The 17,689-nt window shown below is 58.7% G+C and carries 17 protein-coding genes and 1 pseudogene; 16 read left to right on the top strand and 2 right to left on the bottom strand.

The features are described from left to right. Positions 1–45: 45 nt before the first annotated feature. Genes fliN through flhB form a run of 6 tightly spaced genes read left to right on the top strand, consistent with a single transcriptional unit; the run spans position 46 to position 3,907 of the window. Positions 46–504, top strand: coding sequence for a flagellar motor switch protein FliN (fliN, locus tag V6Z53_RS25360; protein WP_338582381.1), 459 nt, complete (start codon positions 46–48; stop codon positions 502–504). Next, a complete protein-coding gene (gene fliO, locus V6Z53_RS25355; RefSeq protein ID WP_338582380.1) occupies positions 505–951 on the top strand; it encodes a flagellar biosynthetic protein FliO in 447 nt (148 codons plus the stop codon). It begins immediately after the preceding gene. Continuing rightward, positions 951–1,709 (top strand): flagellar type III secretion system pore protein FliP, encoded by a 759-nt coding sequence (fliP, locus tag V6Z53_RS25350; protein ID WP_338582379.1) that lies wholly within the window; start codon positions 951–953, stop codon positions 1,707–1,709. Before fliO ends, fliP begins: the two co-directional genes overlap by 1 nt. Further along, positions 1,706–1,975: a flagellar biosynthesis protein FliQ gene (fliQ, locus tag V6Z53_RS25345; RefSeq protein ID WP_008058625.1), complete on the top strand. Its 270-nt coding sequence runs from the start codon at positions 1,706–1,708 to the stop codon at positions 1,973–1,975. Before fliP ends, fliQ begins: the two co-directional genes overlap by 4 nt. A 3-nt stretch (positions 1,976–1,978) precedes the next feature. Further along, entirely contained in the window at positions 1,979–2,764 is a 786-nt protein-coding gene (fliR, locus tag V6Z53_RS25340) for a flagellar biosynthetic protein FliR (protein ID WP_150704824.1), read from the top strand. Between the two features lie 3 nt (positions 2,765–2,767). Further along, positions 2,768–3,907: a flagellar biosynthesis protein FlhB gene (gene flhB / locus V6Z53_RS25335; RefSeq protein ID WP_338582378.1), complete on the top strand. Its 1,140-nt coding sequence runs from the start codon at positions 2,768–2,770 to the stop codon at positions 3,905–3,907. A gap of 189 nt (positions 3,908–4,096) precedes the next feature. Here flhB and V6Z53_RS25330 read toward each other — a convergent pair whose 3' ends face one another. Continuing rightward, positions 4,097–5,209 (bottom strand): RHS repeat-associated core domain-containing protein, encoded by a 1,113-nt coding sequence (locus tag V6Z53_RS25330; protein ID WP_338582377.1) that lies wholly within the window; start codon positions 5,207–5,209, stop codon positions 4,097–4,099. Positions 5,210–5,445: 236 nt separating this feature from the next. On the opposite strand from V6Z53_RS25330, the pseudogene V6Z53_RS25325 reads away from it, so the two are divergent. Further along, positions 5,446–5,550: pseudogene (locus V6Z53_RS25325) on the top strand (hypothetical protein); the annotation flags it as partial. 28 nt (positions 5,551–5,578) lie between these two features. On the opposite strand, the gene V6Z53_RS25320 reads toward V6Z53_RS25325, so the two are convergent. Then, the gene (locus V6Z53_RS25320; RefSeq protein ID WP_338582376.1) at positions 5,579–6,622 is read right to left on the bottom strand and encodes an RHS repeat-associated core domain-containing protein; all 1,044 of its coding nucleotides are present in this window, start codon (positions 6,620–6,622) and stop codon (positions 5,579–5,581) included. A gap of 344 nt (positions 6,623–6,966) precedes the next feature. On the opposite strand from V6Z53_RS25320, the gene flhA reads away from it, so the two are divergent. The 9 genes from flhA to V6Z53_RS25275 all read left to right on the top strand — a co-directional run bounded on the left by flhA (position 6,967) and on the right by V6Z53_RS25275 (position 17,689). Beyond that, a complete protein-coding gene (gene flhA, locus V6Z53_RS25315; RefSeq protein ID WP_338582375.1) occupies positions 6,967–9,096 on the top strand; it encodes a flagellar biosynthesis protein FlhA in 2,130 nt (709 codons plus the stop codon). 11 nt (positions 9,097–9,107) lie between these two features. Beyond that, the gene (gene flhF, locus V6Z53_RS25310) at positions 9,108–10,433 is read left to right on the top strand and encodes a flagellar biosynthesis protein FlhF (RefSeq protein WP_338582374.1); all 1,326 of its coding nucleotides are present in this window, start codon (positions 9,108–9,110) and stop codon (positions 10,431–10,433) included. Positions 10,434–10,549: 116 nt separating this feature from the next. Then, on the top strand, positions 10,550–11,380 hold the full coding sequence (gene fleN / locus V6Z53_RS25305) for a flagellar synthesis regulator FleN (RefSeq protein WP_008001746.1): 831 nt from the start codon (positions 10,550–10,552) through the stop codon (positions 11,378–11,380). Then, positions 11,377–12,117: an RNA polymerase sigma factor FliA gene (fliA, locus tag V6Z53_RS25300; protein ID WP_338582373.1), complete on the top strand. Its 741-nt coding sequence runs from the start codon at positions 11,377–11,379 to the stop codon at positions 12,115–12,117. Before fleN ends, fliA begins: the two co-directional genes overlap by 4 nt. A 166-nt stretch (positions 12,118–12,283) precedes the next feature. Continuing rightward, positions 12,284–12,655 (top strand): chemotaxis response regulator CheY, encoded by a 372-nt coding sequence (locus V6Z53_RS25295; protein WP_003183998.1) that lies wholly within the window; start codon positions 12,284–12,286, stop codon positions 12,653–12,655. 19 nt (positions 12,656–12,674) lie between these two features. Next, positions 12,675–13,463 (top strand): protein phosphatase CheZ, encoded by a 789-nt coding sequence (locus V6Z53_RS25290; RefSeq protein WP_338582372.1) that lies wholly within the window; start codon positions 12,675–12,677, stop codon positions 13,461–13,463. A gap of 35 nt (positions 13,464–13,498) precedes the next feature. Beyond that, positions 13,499–15,769: a chemotaxis protein CheA gene (locus tag V6Z53_RS25285; RefSeq protein WP_338582371.1), complete on the top strand. Its 2,271-nt coding sequence runs from the start codon at positions 13,499–13,501 to the stop codon at positions 15,767–15,769. Between the two features lie 49 nt (positions 15,770–15,818). Then, positions 15,819–16,949: a chemotaxis response regulator protein-glutamate methylesterase gene (locus tag V6Z53_RS25280; RefSeq protein ID WP_338582370.1), complete on the top strand. Its 1,131-nt coding sequence runs from the start codon at positions 15,819–15,821 to the stop codon at positions 16,947–16,949. After that, the gene (locus tag V6Z53_RS25275) at positions 16,949–17,689 is read left to right on the top strand and encodes a flagellar motor protein (protein WP_338582369.1); all 741 of its coding nucleotides are present in this window, start codon (positions 16,949–16,951) and stop codon (positions 17,687–17,689) included. Before V6Z53_RS25280 ends, V6Z53_RS25275 begins: the two co-directional genes overlap by 1 nt.

Here is a 17,689-nt window from a genome sequence, read left to right as displayed (position 1 = left end):
TTGCTGTAAATCGAATTCTGAATTTTTGCTCGCCGAGGACACATCATGGCTGACGATATGAACATGCAGGACGACCAGGCGCTGGCCGATGAGTGGGCTGCGGCCCTGGAAGAAACCGGTGACGCCGGGCAGGCTGACATCGACGCCTTGCTGGCAGCCGATTCTGGCGGCTCCGCGTCCAACCGCCTGCCAATGGAAGAGTTCGGCAGCGTGCCGAGAAACAACGATCCGGTCACGCTCGATGGCCCGAACCTCGACGTGATCCTCGACATTCCGGTGTCGATTTCCATGGAAGTGGGCAGCACCGACATCAACATCCGCAACCTGCTCCAACTCAACCAGGGTTCGGTGATCGAGCTTGATCGCCTGGCCGGTGAGCCGCTGGACGTGCTGGTAAACGGCACGCTCATCGCCCACGGCGAAGTGGTTGTGGTCAACGAGAAGTTCGGCATCCGCCTGACCGACGTGATCAGCCCAAGCGAACGCATCAAGAAGCTGCGCTGAGTGAAAAGGTTTCTCGGGGTTCTTCTGGCGTTGCCATTGAGCGTGCTGGCGGCCGAGCCTGTCGCGACCGCCACTACTGCCGCTACGCCTGTAGCCAGCAGTGGCGTGGCCGGGCAATTGACGCAACTGGTGTTCGGCCTGCTGCTGGTGCTGGGGTTGATCTTCTTCCTCGCCTGGCTGTTGCGCCGGGTGCAGCAGGCAGGCCCGGCGGGCAAGGGGCAGGTGATCGAGTTGATCGGTTCCCGCGCCCTCGGCCCGCGTGATCGCCTGATGCTGGTACAGGTCGGCAACGAGCAGATTCTGCTCGGCCTGAGCCCCGGAACCATCACCGCGTTGCATGTGCTCAAGGAGCCGGTGCAGGTACCGAGCGCGACTGAAAAGACTACGCCGGAGTTTGCCCAGCGCCTGCTGGAGATCCTGGGCAAAGATCAGAAGGATAAGAAGTAATGGGTGCGTTACGCATCGTCTTGACGCTGGTCCTGATGCTGGCCGCGCCGTTGGCGTTCGCCGCTGATCCGTTGTCGATCCCGGCGATCACGCTGGGCACCAACGCCGAAGGTGCTCAGGAATATTCGGTCAGCCTGCAAATCCTGCTGATCATGACCGCGCTGAGTTTCATCCCGGCGTTCGTCATGCTGATGACCAGTTTCACCCGGATCATCATCGTCTTCTCGATCCTGCGTCAGGCCCTTGGCTTGCAGCAAACTCCATCGAACCAGATCCTCACCGGCATGGCGCTATTCCTGACGTTGTTCATCATGGCGCCGGTGTTCGATCGGGTGAACCAGGACGCCTTGCAACCGTATCTGGCGGAAAAAATGACCGCCCAGGATGCCGTGGCCAAGGCCCAGGTGCCGATCAAGGATTTCATGCTGGCCCAGACACGCACCAGCGACCTTGAGCTGTTCATGCGTCTGTCCAAGCGTACCGACATCGCCACGCCGGATCAGGCGCCGCTGACCATCCTTGTGCCGGCCTTCGTGACCTCGGAACTGAAAACCGCGTTCCAGATCGGTTTCATGATCTTCATTCCGTTCCTGATCATCGACCTCGTCGTGGCGAGCGTGCTGATGGCCATGGGTATGATGATGCTGTCGCCGCTGATCATTTCCCTGCCATTCAAAATCATGCTGTTCGTGCTGGTCGATGGCTGGGCGCTGATCATCGGCACCCTGGCCAGCAGCTTCGGCGGTGTCTCGCCATGACGCCGGAAGTTGCGGTCGATATCTTCCGTGAAGCGTTGTGGCTGACCACGCTGATGGTCGCCGTGCTGGTGATTCCGAGCCTGCTGGTGGGCCTGATCGTGGCGATGTTCCAGGCCGCCACCCAGATCAACGAACAGACCTTGAGCTTCCTGCCGCGCCTGTTGGTCATGCTGGTGACGCTGATCGTCGCCGGGCCATGGCTGGTGCAGACCTTCATGGAATACATCCTGCAGTTGTACGGCAGCATTCCGCAGGTCATTGGTTAAGCCATGTCGTCGCTGCTGCAACTGACCGATACCCAGATCAGCACCTGGGTGGCGACGTTCATGTTGCCGCTGTTTCGCGTCGGCGCGCTGCTCATGGTCATGCCGGTGTTCGGCACCTCCCTCGTGCCCAAGCGCATACGGCTTTATTTCGCGATCGCCATCACGGTGGTCATCGCACCCAACCTGCCGCCCATGCCGCCAGTCAATGCGCTGGACTTGAGCGGGTTGCTGCTGATCGCCGAGCAGATTCTCGTCGGCGCGATCCTCGGATTCTCCTTGCAGTTGTTCTTCCAGGCGTTCGTGGTGGCGGGGCAGATCGTCGCGATCCAGATGGGCATGGGTTTCGCCTCGATGGTCGACCCCACCAACGGCGTGTCGGTGGCGGTGATCGGGCAGTTTTTCACCATGCTGGTGACGCTGATGTTCCTGGCGATGAACGGCCATCTGGTGGTGTTCGAAGTGCTCACAGAGAGCTTCACCACGCTGCCGGTCGGTAGCGGCTTGATGGTCAATCACTACTGGGAAGTGGCCGGCAAGCTTGGTTGGGTACTCGGTGCAGCGCTGTTGCTGGTGCTGCCGGCGATCACCGCGCTGCTGGTGGTCAACATCGCCTTTGGCGTGATGACCCGTGCCGCGCCGCAACTGAACATTTTCTCCATCGGCTTCCCGCTGACCCTGGTGCTCGGGCTGTTTATCGTCTGGGTCGGGCTGGCGGACATTCTCAATCAGTATCAACCGCTGGCCACCGAGGCCTTGCAGTTTTTACGCGAACTGGCACAGGCGCGCTGAGTCATGTCTGAAAGCGAAAGCGGTCAGGACAAAACAGAAGACCCCACGGAGAAAAAGAAAAAGGACGCCCGTGAGAAGGGTGAGATCGCCCGTTCCAAAGAGCTCAACACCCTGGCGATCATGCTTGCCGGGGCTGCTGCATTACTGATATTCGGCGGAGCGCTGGCCGAGGAAATGATGGACCTGATGCGCCTGAACTTTTCGCTGTCGCGAGAGGTGGTGCTGGATCAGCGTTCGATGGGCACTTATCTGCTGCACTCGGGACAAATCGCCTTGCTGGCGATTCAACCGGTGATGATCACCTTGTTGCTGGCCGCGTTGATCGGCCCGATTTCCCTCGGTGGCTGGCTGTTCTCCGCCGGCACCATGGCCCCCAAATTCAGCCGCATGAACCCCGGTGCCGGGCTCAAACGCATGTTCTCGGCCAAAGCCATTGCTGAGCTGCTCAAGGCGCTGGCGAAGTTTTTCATCGTGCTGTTCGTGGCCCTGCTGGTGTTGTCGGCGGACATCGACGACCTGCTGCGCATCGCCCACGAACCGCTGGACCGGGCGATCATCCATAGCCTGCAAGTGGTCGGTTGGAGCACGTTGTGGATGGCCTGCGGCTTGATCATCATCGCGGCCGTGGACGTGCCGATCCAGCTCTGGGAAAGCATCAAGAAACTGAAAATGACCAAGCAGGAAGTGCGCGACGAGCACAAGGATCAGGAAGGTCGACCTGAAGTCAAACAACGCATTCGCCAACTCCAGCGCGAAATGTCCCAGCGGCGCATGATGGCGGCGATCCCTGACGCCGACGTGGTTATCACCAACCCGACCCATTACGCCGTAGCCCTCAAGTACGACCCGGACAAGGGCGGCGCACCGATGCTGATCGCCAAGGGCAGCGACTTCCTGGCGCTGAAGATTCGTGAGATTGCGGCGGCTAACGAGATTTTGCTGTTGGAGTCGCCGGCGTTGGCGCGGTCGATTTATTACTCGACGGAGTTGGAGCAGGAAATTCCGGGTGGGCTTTATCTGGCCGTTGCTCAGGTGTTGGCTTACGTTTATCAGATTCGGCAGTACCGGGCGGGTAAGGGCAAGCGGCCGGATCCGCTGAAGGATGATTTGCCGATTCCGCCGGATTTGCGGCGGGATTCCTGAGTCGGCGTTTATTTATCTAAAGTCGCCGTCAGCAAGCTAATTTCTGCATTGTAAGTTCGGTTAAGCTTTTGTCGAAATACTACGACCTTTAAATGGTTGGTATTACTTCGGGGCTAGCGATGCTGTATTTCTGAAACCGTTCCCCTTACTACCTCTGTATAGCTAGTGCATGGTGATCTAGTGGTGCTTCTAAAATTCTTGATGGTCCTTGATCACTTTTTCATATTTTTCAAGATAGGAATCGCCGAAAAAAATACTTGGATTGTCAGCTATGTCGCCTTTTCTAAATAACTTGATCTGTTTGGCCAGGATTTTAGCGGCCCTTGCTGGTATTACTCCCGGTACTTTGCCATTGAGTAGTTGTTCTTCACGTTTTCTTCTCTCGCTTATGTTCCATGGTCCGTGAGGATAACGGTCTTTGATATAGTTGACGTTTCCATGCAGGTGATCAAATTTTCTGACGAGGTCTTTAGGTAGGTCTCCAGTTGTTTGGAGCTTGATCAGTTCCTCTCCCGTAAACTGCCTGCCCGCTTGAGAGAATAATGAATCTGGCTCAGTCTTCGGGAAGACAAGATCGGGTTTTTTGTGTGCTTCAAGAGTTAGCTTTTGCCTAAATGTTAATTTTTTCGTGAGGTTCAATGTGCGTGGGTAATCTTTGCTGCTACCCCTTGCAGGGTAAGTAAGTTGAAAAAATTGTTTGTCGGTTTCTACAAAGGAATATCTATTCGGGGTGTGTGGAGTAGGATGATATCGTGCGAGGGCGAAATTTGGCACTCTACCTGTTGGGTCGTTCTTATTTATCGGATCTCCCAAGCAGTATGAGTAAGGATTTAATCCCCCTTCCCCGAATGGACTCCATTTATCCGGACTATTAAATCTCATTAATACCGGATTAAACCCCCTATGCCCGTTCCCCAATAAATAATGGCCGGTCGCCGGGTCTGCTCGCTCACCGTTAAAACCCAGCAAACTACTCAATCCGCTTTCGGCCCGGCGATGGCCGTAGGGCGAATATGCGATGGTGTGTTGCAAGTTTGCTTCGAGAGTCTGCAGTATCGAACGTTTCAGATCGGTAGCCAGCAGTGTGCTTTCGATCGCATCGTTCTGACGCTTCTGTTGCGCCAGCAGCAGATCCTCTTTCTGAAAAATGGAGTATCCAATTGCCCCCTGTATTTCCGTACTCAGGCGGCTTTTGCAATAAAAGCGCTGGTGCTCGGGGGCGCCCGCTAGAAATTGGCTGATCAGACGATCCAGCGGGTCGTAGCCATAGCGGCAGTGCAGGATTGATTGTGAAGGTGCCATAGCGCTTGCTCGAGACTTTCAAGTAGAAGCTTGAGTATCGGCGGACAAGTCGGCGTTGGGTACTATCAGAACTGATAGTTTCTTTGATGTGGCCTGTCCTGTTCGGTGCAAATCTCGTCGGAGCGGGCTCGCCAGCGATAGCGGTGGATCATTCCGTATGGACGTTTGCAATATGACGATATTTGCGAGCAGGTTCTCACGCAGCAGATCTTCATAAGTGGAACAAGCTTACTCCGTTGGCTTATGTTTATCAGATTCGGCAGTACCGGGCGGGCAAAGGAAAGCGGCCGGAGCCGCTTAAGGATGATTTGCCATTACCGCCGGATTTGCGGCGGAATTGAGGGTGACAGTTTTTTGATTATTGTATTTTTAATACTCTCTAGGGTCTTGATCACCCCAGCCAGTGAAATCAGTGCGAATACCAGTGTTGGTTTCGTTGGGCGTCTTTGCCTTGGGGCGCCTGGTATCAGGGAACTTTATGGGTTCTTTATCAATTCTGTCCCATCTGCTACTCATTGTTTTACGAGGTGCAGGAATAACAAGTGTCGGTGCTGAATTTCTATTTAGCGCATCCCCGCTGGCGCGTTGATCGTGTCCAATATAGTTAACGGGGTTGGCGTTATTGGGCTGGGAAGTTGATGGCTGTGCCGCAATCTTGCTAATAAGTGATTGTGTGACCTCCGGGGGCTTTACCGTTCCAGATGTTTGAGGGGGTATCGTCTTTAGTTCTGTTGAGTTGGAAGGAATTGCCCGGGTAGCGTTCGTTGTAGGTGTTTTGGGGAGCGGAGTGGGAGTAGGGATTGCGCCAACGCCACTGGCGATGGATGCCTGTTGTAGAAGAGGTCGGTGAACTGCGGGTTCACTGAGTAGAAAACGAAAAGGCATGTGTCCCGCCGAGTCGATGTTATTTATAGGATCTCCCAAGCAATACATGTACGCGTTCAATCCCCCTTCCCCAAACGGACTCCAACTATCCGGACTATTAAACCGCATCAACACCGGATTAAACATCCGATACCCGTTCCCCAGTGGATAACACTTGGTCACCGGGTCTGCCCTCTCACCGTTGAACCCCAGCAAGCTGCTTAATCCGCTTTCGGCCGAGTGATAGCCGTATGGCGAATAAGCGAAGGGGGGTTGCAGGTCGGCTTGAAGTGCCCGCAACACCGAACGCTGCAGATCGGTAGCCAGCAGCGTGCTTTCGACCGCATCGTTCTGATTCTTCTGTTGCGCCAGCAGCAAGTCGTCTTGCTGAAAAATGGAGTACCCGATCGCTCCCTGTATTTCCGTCCTCAAGCGACTTTTGCAATAAAAGCGCTGGTGCGCTGTTGCGCCAGGTCCAAACTGGCTGATCAAGCGATCCAATGGGTCGTAGACATTGCGGCTGAGCAGGATTGGTTGTGAGGAAGCCATGGAGCCTACTCCAGATTCGGGGAAGCTTGAGTATCGGCGGATTTTTGCCGGCTCGGTACTATCAGAACTGATAGGTTCGGTGCGCTGTATGGCTCGATCAGTTACAAGTCTGGACACCGCTAACCCTGTAGGAGCGAGCTTGCTCGCGATAGCAGTGGGTAAGCCAACGTACGTACTCGCTGTGCCGACGTCATCGCGAACAGGCTCGCTCCTACAGGGATCTCCACAGGCCGCACTGGCCACCGCTGCATCCTCAAATCCAAAAGTTGGAAGGCTTCTTGCAATAGCCGCCCCGAGCCTGCTTCAGGCGTCAAAAGTTTGCTTCAAAGGAACGGGGAATACCGGTGGATCGCTCTCAGTTAATCAACAGTGCCCGCACGAACATGGCAGACCTCAGTCGAGGCAATCTGGGCGTGCCGCTGTTGCTGCTGGTCATGTTGGCAATGATGATGTTGCCGATTCCGCCGTTCCTGCTCGACGTGTTTTTCACCTTCAACATTGCCCTGTCGATTGTGGTGTTGCTGGTCTGCGTGTACGCCCTGCGGCCGCTGGATTTTGCGGTGTTCCCGACCATTCTGCTGGTGGCAACGTTGCTGCGGCTGGCGTTGAACGTGGCTTCCACGCGGGTGGTGATGCTCCACGGTCAGGACGGCCATGCCGCTGCCGGTAAGGTGATCCAGGCCTTCGGTGAGGTGGTGATCGGCGGTAACTACGTGGTGGGTATCGTGGTTTTCGCGATTTTGATGATCATCAACTTCGTCGTGGTGACCAAGGGTGCCGGGCGGATTTCCGAGGTGAGCGCGCGTTTCACCCTCGATGCAATGCCCGGCAAACAAATGGCCATCGACGCCGACCTCAACGCCGGCCTGATCGACCAGAACCAGGCCAAGTCCCGCCGTTCGGAAGTGGCCCAGGAAGCCGAGTTCTACGGTTCCATGGACGGTGCCAGCAAGTTCGTGCGCGGTGACGCCATCGCCGGTTTGCTGATTCTGTTCATCAACCTGATCGGCGGCATGGCCGTTGGTATCTTCCAGCACAACATGAGCTTTGCCGACGCCGGCAAGGTGTACGCCTTGCTGACCATTGGTGACGGTTTGGTGGCGCAATTGCCATCACTGCTGTTGTCCACTGCCGCCGCGATCATGGTGACCCGTGCTTCCGGTTCGGAAGACATGGGCAAGCAGATCAATCGCCAGATGTTTGCCTCGCCAAAAGCGTTGGCCGTTTCGGCGGGTTTGATGGCGGTGATGGGTCTAGTGCCTGGCATGCCGCACTTCTCCTTCCTGAGCATGGCAGCCCTGGCGGCTGGCGGCGCCTACCTGTTCTGGCGCAAGCAGAACATCGTCAAGGTCCAGGCCCTGCAAGAGGTCAAGCGACAGCAGGAATTGCTGCCATCGCCGGCCCGTGCCCAGGAAACCAAAGAGCTGGGCTGGGATGACGTGACGCCGATCGACATGATCGGCCTGGAAGTGGGTTACCGCCTGATTCCATTGGTGGACCGCAACCAGGGCGGGCAATTGCTGGCGCGGATCAAGGGTGTGCGCAAGAAGCTGTCCCAGGACCTGGGCTTCCTCATGCCGACCGTGCACATCCGCGACAACCTCGACCTGGCGCCGAGCGCCTATCGCCTGACCCTGATGGGCGTGATCCTCGCCGAAGCGGAGATTTACCCGGATCGCGAGCTGGCGATCAACCCGGGGCAGGTCTACGGCACGCTCAACGGCATTACCGCCAAAGATCCGGCTTTCGGCCTGGAGGCGGTATGGATCGAAATCAGCCAGCGCGCCCAGGCGCAATCGCTTGGCTATACCGTGGTCGATGCCAGTACCGTGGTGGCCACCCACTTGAACCAGATTCTGTACAAGCACTCCAGTGAGCTGATCGGCCACGAGGAAGTGCAGCAACTCATGCAATTGCTGGCGAAAAACTCACCGAAACTGGCCGAAGAGCTGGTGCCGGGTGTGCTGTCTCTGTCGCAACTGCTCAAGGTTCTGCAAGCGCTGTTGGCCGAACAGGTGCCGGTGCGCGACATTCGCAGCATTGCCGAAGCCATCGCTAACAACGCTTCCAAGAGTCAAGATACCGCCGCATTGGTGGCTGCGGTGCGCGTCGGCGTAAGCCGCGCAATCGTGCAAAGCATTGTAGGCACTGACTCCGAGCTGCCAGTGATCACGCTGGAGCCAAGGTTGGAACAAATATTGCTCAATAGTCTGCAGAAGGCAGGACAAGGCTCGGAAGAGGGTGTTCTGCTGGAGCCAAGCATGGCTGAGAAGCTGCAGCGTTCATTGATCGATGCAGCGCAACGTCAGGAGATGCAAGGTCAACCGGTGATCCTGCTGGTGGCCGGTCCGGTTCGCGCGATGCTCTCGCGTTTTGGCCGACTGGCAGTCCCGGGGCTGCATGTGCTGGCCTACCAGGAAATACCTGACAACAAGCAAGTGACCATCGTTGCGACAGTAGGGCCCAACGGCTGAGGTAGTGGTTTATGCAAGTTAAGCGTTTTTTCGCCGCCGATATGCGTCAGGCCATGAAACTGGTTCGTGATGAGCTGGGCGCCGATGCCGCCATTATTGGCAACCGCCGGATCGCCGGTGGTGTCGAGCTGACGGCTGCCTTGGATTACAAACTGTCGGCGCTGGCTCCGCGCGTTCCGAACATGGAACTCGAAGACGAGCTGCGCAAGACTCAGTCGCGGATCGTCACCGCCCAGGCCGAATTGAGCCTGCGCAGCGATGGCGAGAGCGACAACGCCACCAATCGCCAGTTGTTCGCCGGCCTGCCATTGACCGCCGCCGAACCGCTCATCGAGCCGACTTACGCCGAGCCACGGCGCCCGTCGCCAGCGCCTGCTGCTGCAGCGGCTGTCGACTCGCGTGCATTCGACTCGATGCGTTTCGAGCTCAACAGCTTGCGCGAACTGATGGAAGTCCAGCTCGGCTCTCTGGCGTGGAATCAGCTGCAAGGCAGCCGTCCGGCCCAGGCCAATCTCTGGCGTCGCCTGCAACGCATCGGCCTGTCCGGCCCGTTGTCGCGCGACTTGCTGGCGATGATTTCCGATATCGAAGAACCTCGTCAGGCCTGGCGCATGCTGCTCGCGCACCTGGCGCGGATGATTGCTACCCCGGAAGTCGAGCCGCTGGAAGAGGGCGGCGTGATTGCCATGGTCGGCCCTGCCGGCATGGGCAAGACCACCACCCTGGCCAAGCTGGCTGCCCGCTACGTGCTCAAGTACGGCGCGCAAAACATCGCGCTGGTGAGCATGGACAGCTACCGTATTGGTGCCCAGGAGCAGCTCAAGACCCTTGGTCGGATTCTCAATGTGTCGGTGACCCATGTCGATCCGGGCCAATCGCTGGTGCAGGCGTTGGAACCACTGCTGCGCAAACGCGTCGTACTGATCGATACCGCCGGCCTGCAAGCCAGTGATCCGGCGCTGCGCATGCAGCTCGAAAGCCTGGCCGGGCGTGGCATCCGTTCCAAAAATTATCTGGTCCTGGCAACCACCAGCCAGAAGCAGGTGCTGACGGCCGCTTATCACAGTTACAAGCGCTGCGGGCTAGCTGGCTGCATCCTGACTAAACTGGATGAAACGGCGAGTCTGGGCGAGGTGTTGAGCCTGGCCATCAGCCATGAATTGCCGGTGGCCTACCTGACCGACGGCCCGCGGATTCCGGATGATTTGCATCTGCCGCGCCGTCATCAACTGGTCAGTCGCGCCGTTAGCGTGCAAATGCAGGAAGAGCCCAGCGAAGAAGCCATGGCTGACATGTTCGCTGATATCTACCACAGCCCCACCAAGCAGGTAGGCTGAGGTAACAATGAATAGTTTTTGTACCTACATCGATGGTCTGCCATGCATTGTTCCGTTTGCGAACGCGCAGCCAGTAATGTGGCCTCCGTCTATGCAAGACAAGGTAAAGAAATAACATGGGCAGCATGCATCCCGTACAGGTGATCGCGGTGACCGGCGGCAAAGGTGGCGTCGGGAAAACTAACGTGTCAGTGAACTTGTCCCTGGCTTTGGCTGAGCTTGGCCGGCGCGTCATGCTGCTGGACGCCGACCTGGGACTGGCGAACGTCGACGTTCTGCTGGGGCTGACACCCAAACGTACCCTGGCCGACGTGATCGAAGGCCGCTGCGAGCTGCGCGACGTCCTGTTGCAGGGCCCCGGCGGCATCCGCATCGTTCCGGCCGCGTCCGGCACCCAGAGCATGGTTCATTTGAGCCCGGCGCAGCACGCCGGCCTGATCCAGGCCTTCAGCGACATCGGCGACAACCTCGACGTGCTGGTGATCGACACCGCTGCGGGTATTGGTGACTCGGTAGTCAGTTTCGTTCGCGCGGCCCAGGAAGTGTTGCTGGTGGTCTGCGACGAGCCGACTTCGATCACCGACGCCTACGCGCTGATCAAACTGCTTAACCGCGACTACGGCATGAACCGCTTCCGCGTCCTGGCCAACATGGCCCAGAGCCCGCAGGAAGGACGCAACCTGTTCGCCAAGTTGACCAAGGTCACCGATCGCTTCCTCGACGTTGCCCTGCAATACGTCGGCGCCGTGCCTTACGACGAAAGCGTGCGCAAGGCCGTGCAGAAACAACGTGCCGTCTACGAAGCCTTCCCGCGCTCCAAGTGCTCGCTGGCGTTCAAGGCGATCGCACAGAAGGTCGACACCTGGCCGCTGCCTGCCAACCCGCGCGGGCATCTGGAATTCTTCGTCGAGCGCCTCGTGCAACAAACGGCAGGACCGGTTCTATGACAGCCAGCGGCTACAACCTCTACAAGAAGTCGGCACGCGATGCGCAGTACGAGCTGATCGAGCGTTATGCGCCGCTGGTCAAACGCATTGCCTATCACTTGCTGGCGCGTCTGCCGGCCAGTGTCCAGGTCGAAGATTTGATCCAGGCCGGGATGATCGGCCTGCTGGAAGTCTCCACCAAATACGACGCCAGCAAAGGCGCGAGTTTCGAGACGTACGCGGGCATCCGCATCCGCGGCGCCATGCTCGATGAAGTGCGCAAGGGGGACTGGGCGCCACGTTCGGTCCACCGCAATACCCGCATGGTCAGCGACGCCATTCGCTCGATTGAAGCTAAAACCGGCCGTGACGCTAAAGATCACGAAGTTGCGGCCGAACTCCAATTGAGTCTCGACGATTATTACGGGATTTTGAACGACACCCTGGGCAGCCGGTTATTCAGTTTCGACGATCTGTTGCAGGACGGCGAACACGAAGGGCTGCACGAGGATGGCGCGAGTGCTCATCTCGAGCCGTCACGCGATCTGGAAGATGAACGCTTCCAGGCGGCGCTGACGGACGCGATTGCCAATTTGCCGGAGCGTGAGCGACTGGTGTTGGCGCTGTACTACGACGAAGAGTTGAATCTCAAGGAAATCGGTGAGGTCCTGGGAGTCAGCGAGTCTCGGGTCAGCCAGTTACACAGCCAGTGCGCGGCCCGTTTGCGGGGGCGTTTGGGAGAGTGGCGAGCGCGCTGAAGGCAGTGTGGGGGCACTGTGACGTGGCTGGTGGGGTGATGAACCGCGCCGGTCTCGATCCGCTGTACTCCAGACAGTCATCGAGTGTTTTGCCAGATTGATTGAAATGGCGCGTCCAGGTGCTGGGCGCGTTTTAGTCTGCTTGGAGGTCGAATTGGACAAGAACATGAAAATCCTCATCGTTGATGACTTCTCAACGATGCGGCGGATCATAAAAAACCTGTTGCGTGACCTTGGGTTCACCAACACGGTCGAGGCCGACGATGGCACTACCGCCATTCCGGTTCTCAACAGCGGGAGCATCGACTTTCTGGTAACGGACTGGAACATGCCTGGCATGACCGGTATCGATCTGCTGCGCCACGTGCGTGCCGATGAAAAGCTCAAGCACCTGCCGGTGCTGATGGTGACCGCTGAAGCCAAGCGCGAGCAGATCATCGAAGCGGCCCAGGCCGGTGTAAACGGCTATGTGGTCAAACCCTTCACGGCCCAGGCGTTGAAAGAAAAAATCGAGAAGATTTTCGAACGCATCGGTTGAACTGCGCCACGGGGGAGCTATGGGGCATAACGAATCTTCGCAGGGCGATTTTGAATCGACCCTGAAAAAACACGCCGTCGAACTGGTCGAGAGCCTTGAAAAGGGCAAGTTCGGCGATGCTGTGCAATTGATCCATGAGCTCAACCAGACCCGTGACCGCGGCCTGTATCAGGAAGTGGGCAAGCTCACCCGCGAGCTGCATAGCGCGATCGTCAATTTCCAGATTGACCCGCACATGCCGCAAGCCGAGGAAGTGTCACAGATCACCGACGCCACCGAGCGTCTGGGTTATGTGGTCAAGCTGACCGAGGCCGCGGCCAACCGCACCATGGATCTGGTGGAAAACGCCACGCCGCTGGTCAACAGCCTGGCTGACGAAGCCCAGGCCTTGAGCACCGATTGGGGACGCTTCATGCGTCGCGAAGTCGGGGCTGAAGAGTTCCGCGAGCTGGCCCGTCGCGTCGACGGATTCCTGGCGCGCAGCAGCACTGACAACCGCGCCGTGTCGACCAACCTCAACGACATCCTGCTTGCCCAGGATTATCAGGACCTCACAGGTCAAGTGATCAAGCGAGTGACCCAACTGGTCACCGAAGTTGAGAGCAACCTGCTCAAGCTCGTGCTTATGGCCAGTCAGGTGGACCGCTTTGCGGGCATCGAACATGACCGTGAAGCGATGCTTGCAGAAAAAGATCCACAAAAACATCTCTCTCAGGGTGAAGGTCCGCAGATTCATGCCGATAAAAGAGAAGACGTTGTGTCCGGTCAGGACGATGTGGACGATTTGTTATCCAGCCTTGGATTTTAGGTTTTTAGACCTGTTCTGTTAGGAGCACACCATTAATGAGCTTCGGCGCCGATGAAGAGATCCTTCAGGATTTCCTGGTTGAGGCCGGCGAGATTCTAGAGCAACTGTCCGAGCAACTGGTCGAGCTGGAAAGCCGTCCGGATGATGCGGATTTGCTCAATGCAATTTTTCGCGGTTTTCACACTGTAAAAGGGGGCGCCGGCTTCCTCCAGCTCAACGAGCTGGTGGAGTGCTGTCACATCGCCGAGAACGTGTTCGACATCCTGCGCAAGGGTGAACGTCGCGTCGACTCGGAATTGATGGACGTGGTTCTCGAAGCACTGGACGCGGTGAACAGCATGTTCAGCGAAGTCCGCGAGCGCAGCCCGATCACGGCTGCCACGCCTGAATTGCTCGCCGCATTGGCCCGACTGGCCGAGCCGCAAACAGCGGACGAGGCGGCGCCTGCACCTGTCGCCGAAGTGGTTGAAGAGCCTGTCGCCGAAAGCGAATCGGGTGACATCACCGACAATGAATTCGAACAACTGCTGGACTCGCTGAACGCCGTCAAGGCTCAGGCCGAGGCACCGGCGGCTGCTCCAGCGCCTGCCAGCGATGCCGCTGCCAGCGACGAAATCACCGATGCCGAGTTCGAGTCGTTGCTCGACCAGCTGCACGGCAAAGGCCAGTTCGCCGTCGATGCAGTGGCACCTGCTGCCCCTGCGGCACCGCAGGCTCCAAAAGCTGCGGGCGATAGCTCCGACATTACCGACGACGAGTTTGAAGCACTGCTCGACCAGTTGCACGGCAAAGGTAACTTTGCCGTCGATGCGCTGGAATCGGCCATCGCTTCGGTGCCGACGCCAGCCGCGCCAGCCGCTGCTGCAGCCGGTAGTGACCTGATCAGCGATCACGAATTCGAATCGCTGCTCGACGAATTGCACGGCAAAGGCAAGTTCACCGAAGTGGGCGCGACGGCAGGAACGGCAACGGGCGCCAGCGCCTCGGTTGCAGCACCTGCCGCCAAGGCTGCGACGCCGAAGCCGGTAGCCAAGGCTCCCGAGCCGAAAGCCGAAACACCGGCGCCTGCCGCCGCTGCTGCACCGGCTCCGGCCCGTGCCCCGGCCGCGCCACCGGCGGAAAAACCGGCCAGCGAAGCCGAGACCACCGTGCGGGTCGATACCGCGCGTCTCGACGAAATCATGAACATGGTCGGCGAATTGGTGCTGGTGCGTAACCGCTTGGTTCGCCTCGGTGCCAACAGCGCCGATGAAGCCATGTCCAAGGCGGTGTCGAACCTCGACGTGGTCACGGCCGACCTGCAAACCGCGGTCATGAAGACCCGGATGCAACCGATCAAGAAAGTCTTCGGGCGCTTCCCGCGTCTGGTTCGAGATCTGGCTCGCCAGCTCAAGAAAGAGATCAACCTGGAACTGGTCGGCGAAGAAACCGACCTCGACAAGAACCTCGTCGAGGCCCTGGCCGACCCGCTGGTCCACTTGGTGCGTAACGCGGTCGACCACGGAATCGAGTCGCCGGAAGAACGCGAAGCCTCGGGCAAGGCCCGTGGCGGCAAGGTCATCCTGGCAGCCGAGCAGGAGGGCGATCACATCCTGCTGTCGATCTCCGATGACGGCAAAGGCATGGACCCGAACGTCCTGCGTTCCATCGCGGTGAAACGCGGTGTGATGGACAAGGACGCGGCCGATCGCCTGAGCGATACCGAGTGCTACAACCTGATCTTCGCCCCGGGCTTCTCGACCAAGACCGAGATCTCCGACGTGTCGGGTCGTGGCGTGGGCATGGACGTGGTGAAAACCAAGATTTCCCAGCTCAACGGTTCGATCAACATTTTCTCGGCCAAGGGCCAGGGATCGAAGATCGTCATCAAGGTACCGTTGACCCTGGCGATCATGCCGACGCTGATGGTCATGCTCGGCAACCAGGCGTTCGCGTTCCCGCTGGTGAACGTCAACGAGATTTTCCACCTCGACCTGTCGACCACCAACGTGGTGGATGGCCAGGAAGTGGTGATCGTGCGGGACAAGGCGCTGCCGTTGTTCTACCTCAAGCGCTGGCTGGTCAGCTCCGCCGCTCACGAAGAGCAGCGTGAAGGCCATGTAGTGATCCTTTCGGTGGGCACCCAGCGGATCGGCTTCGTCGTCGATCAACTGGTGGGCCAGGAAGAAGTGGTCATCAAGCCATTGGGCAAAATGCTCCAGGGAACCCCGGGCATGTCGGGCGCCACCATCACCGGTGACGGTCGCATCGCGCTGATTCTCGATGTTCCGAGCATGCTCAAGCGTTACGCCGCACGGCGTATTTGATTCTGGTGGAGCGGGGCGACTGAGCCTCGCTCCGTCTAACGGAGTGTTTATGGCAGTCAAAGTCCTGGTGGTGGATGATTCGGGGTTTTTCCGCCGCCGCGTCTCGGAAATTCTTTCAGCGGATTCGAATATCCAGGTCGTCGGTACGGCGACCAACGGAAAAGAGGCGATCGATCAGGCCCTGGCCCTCAAGCCGGACGTGATCACCATGGACTACGAGATGCCGATGATGGACGGCATCACGGCAGTGCGGCACATCATGCAGCGCTGTCCGACCCCGGTCTTGATGTTTTCCTCGCTGACCCACGAAGGCGCCCGGGTCACCCTGGATGCGCTGGACGCCGGCGCGGTGGACTTCCTGCCGAAGAATTTCGAAGACATCTCGCGCAACCCCGAGAAGGTCAAGCAACTGCTGTGCGAGAAGATTCTCAGCATCGCGCGCAGCAACCGTCGTGTCAGTTCTTACAGTGCTCCGGCTCCTGTGGCCGCACCCGCTCCGACGCCAATGCCTTCGAGCATCGGCAGTTACGGCAGCAGCGCGCCTGCACGTCCGGCACCCGCACCGATTCCAGCACGTGCCCACGCGGCCACGCCGTCGTCGCCCGCGCCGAAACGCAAAGCCTACAAACTGGTTGCCATCGGAACGTCCACTGGCGGTCCGGTTGCCCTGCAACGGGTACTGACCCAATTGCCGGCCAACTTCCCGGCGCCGATCGTGCTGATCCAGCACATGCCGGCTGCGTTTACCAAAGCGTTCGCCGAGCGCCTGGACAAGCTCTGCCGCATCAGCGTCAAGGAAGCCGAGGATGGCGACATCCTGCGTCCGGGCCTGGCGTTGCTCGCGCCGGGTGGCAAGCAAATGATGATCGACGGCCGTGGCGCGGTGAAAATCCTGCCGGGTGACGAACGTCTCAATTACAAACCGTGCGTGGACATCACCTTCGGTTCGGCGGCCAAGTCCTACGGTGACAAAGTTCTGGCGGTCGTCTTGACCGGCATGGGCGCCGACGGTCGCGAAGGCGCGCGCCTGCTCAAACAGGGCGGCAGTTCGATCTGGGCTCAGGATGAAGCCAGCTGCGTGATCTACGGCATGCCGATGGCGATCGTCAAAGCCGAGCTCGCCGACGCGGTGTACAGCCTGGACGACATTGGCCGGCACATCGTCGAGGCATGTATCTGATGGATGTTCTAAGCCTTATCGGCATCATCATGGCGTTCGTCGCCATCATCGGCGGCAACTACCTCGAAGGCGGGCACCTCGGTGCGCTGGCCAACGGCCCGGCAGCCCTGATCGTACTCGGCGGCACCATCGGCGCAGCGTTGCTGCAATCGCCGATGAGCGCTTTCAAGCGCGCCATGCAGATCCTGGCGTGGATCCTGTTTCCGCCGCGCGTCGATTTGGCCGGTGGTATCGACCGCGTCGTCAACTGGAGCCTGACCGCGCGCAAGGAAGGTTTGCTCGGCCTGGAAGGCATTGCCGACGCCGAACCCGACAGCTACTCGCGCAAAGGCCTGCAACTGCTGGTGGACGGTGCCGAGCCGGAAGCAATCCGCAGCATCCTGGAAGTGGATTTCTACACCCAGGAAAGCCGCGACATCGAAGCCGCCAAAGTCTTCGAAAGCATGGGCGGTTATGCGCCGACCATCGGCATCATCGGTGCGGTGATGGGCCTGATTCACGTCATGGGCAACCTCGGTGATCCGTCGCAACTGGGTAACGGCATCGCCGTGGCCTTCGTCGCCACCATCTACGGCGTGGCCAGTGCCAACCTGGTGCTGCTGCCGATTGCCGCCAAGCTCAAATCCGTTGCGTTGCGCCAGTCGCGTTATCGCGAAATGTTGCTGGAAGGCATCCTGTCGATCGCCGAAGGTGAAAACCCACGCTCCATCGAGTTGAAGCTGCAAGGCTTCATGGATTAA

This window comes from Pseudomonas sp. MAG733B (assembly GCF_036884845.1).
Classification (GTDB): Bacteria; Pseudomonadota; Gammaproteobacteria; order Pseudomonadales; family Pseudomonadaceae; genus Aquipseudomonas.
The sequence above is the reverse complement of the archived record's forward strand: the minus strand, read 5'-3'. Positions and strand labels throughout refer to the sequence as shown.

Excerpts from the sequence above, each read along its gene's own strand:
- fliN (WP_338582381.1), top strand. The coding sequence starts at position 46 with ATGGCTGACGATATGAACATGCAGGACGACCAGGCGCTGGCCGATGAG.
- fliP (WP_338582379.1), top strand. The coding sequence starts at position 951 with ATGGGTGCGTTACGCATCGTCTTGACGCTGGTCCTGATGCTGGCCGCG.
- fliQ (WP_008058625.1), top strand. The coding sequence starts at position 1,706 with ATGACGCCGGAAGTTGCGGTCGATATCTTCCGTGAAGCGTTGTGGCTG.
- fliR (WP_150704824.1), top strand. The coding sequence starts at position 1,979 with ATGTCGTCGCTGCTGCAACTGACCGATACCCAGATCAGCACCTGGGTG.
- flhB (WP_338582378.1), top strand. The coding sequence starts at position 2,768 with ATGTCTGAAAGCGAAAGCGGTCAGGACAAAACAGAAGACCCCACGGAG.
- V6Z53_RS25330 (WP_338582377.1), bottom strand. The coding sequence starts at position 5,209 with ATGGCACCTTCACAATCAATCCTGCACTGCCGCTATGGCTACGACCCG.
- V6Z53_RS25320 (WP_338582376.1), bottom strand. The coding sequence starts at position 6,622 with ATGGCTTCCTCACAACCAATCCTGCTCAGCCGCAATGTCTACGACCCA.
- flhF (WP_338582374.1), top strand. The coding sequence starts at position 9,108 with ATGCAAGTTAAGCGTTTTTTCGCCGCCGATATGCGTCAGGCCATGAAA.
- fleN (WP_008001746.1), top strand. The coding sequence starts at position 10,550 with ATGGGCAGCATGCATCCCGTACAGGTGATCGCGGTGACCGGCGGCAAA.
- fliA (WP_338582373.1), top strand. The coding sequence starts at position 11,377 with ATGACAGCCAGCGGCTACAACCTCTACAAGAAGTCGGCACGCGATGCG.
- V6Z53_RS25295 (WP_003183998.1), top strand. The coding sequence starts at position 12,284 with ATGAAAATCCTCATCGTTGATGACTTCTCAACGATGCGGCGGATCATA.
- V6Z53_RS25290 (WP_338582372.1), top strand. The coding sequence starts at position 12,675 with ATGGGGCATAACGAATCTTCGCAGGGCGATTTTGAATCGACCCTGAAA.
- V6Z53_RS25285 (WP_338582371.1), top strand. The coding sequence starts at position 13,499 with ATGAGCTTCGGCGCCGATGAAGAGATCCTTCAGGATTTCCTGGTTGAG.
- V6Z53_RS25280 (WP_338582370.1), top strand. The coding sequence starts at position 15,819 with ATGGCAGTCAAAGTCCTGGTGGTGGATGATTCGGGGTTTTTCCGCCGC.
- V6Z53_RS25275 (WP_338582369.1), top strand. The coding sequence starts at position 16,949 with ATGGATGTTCTAAGCCTTATCGGCATCATCATGGCGTTCGTCGCCATC.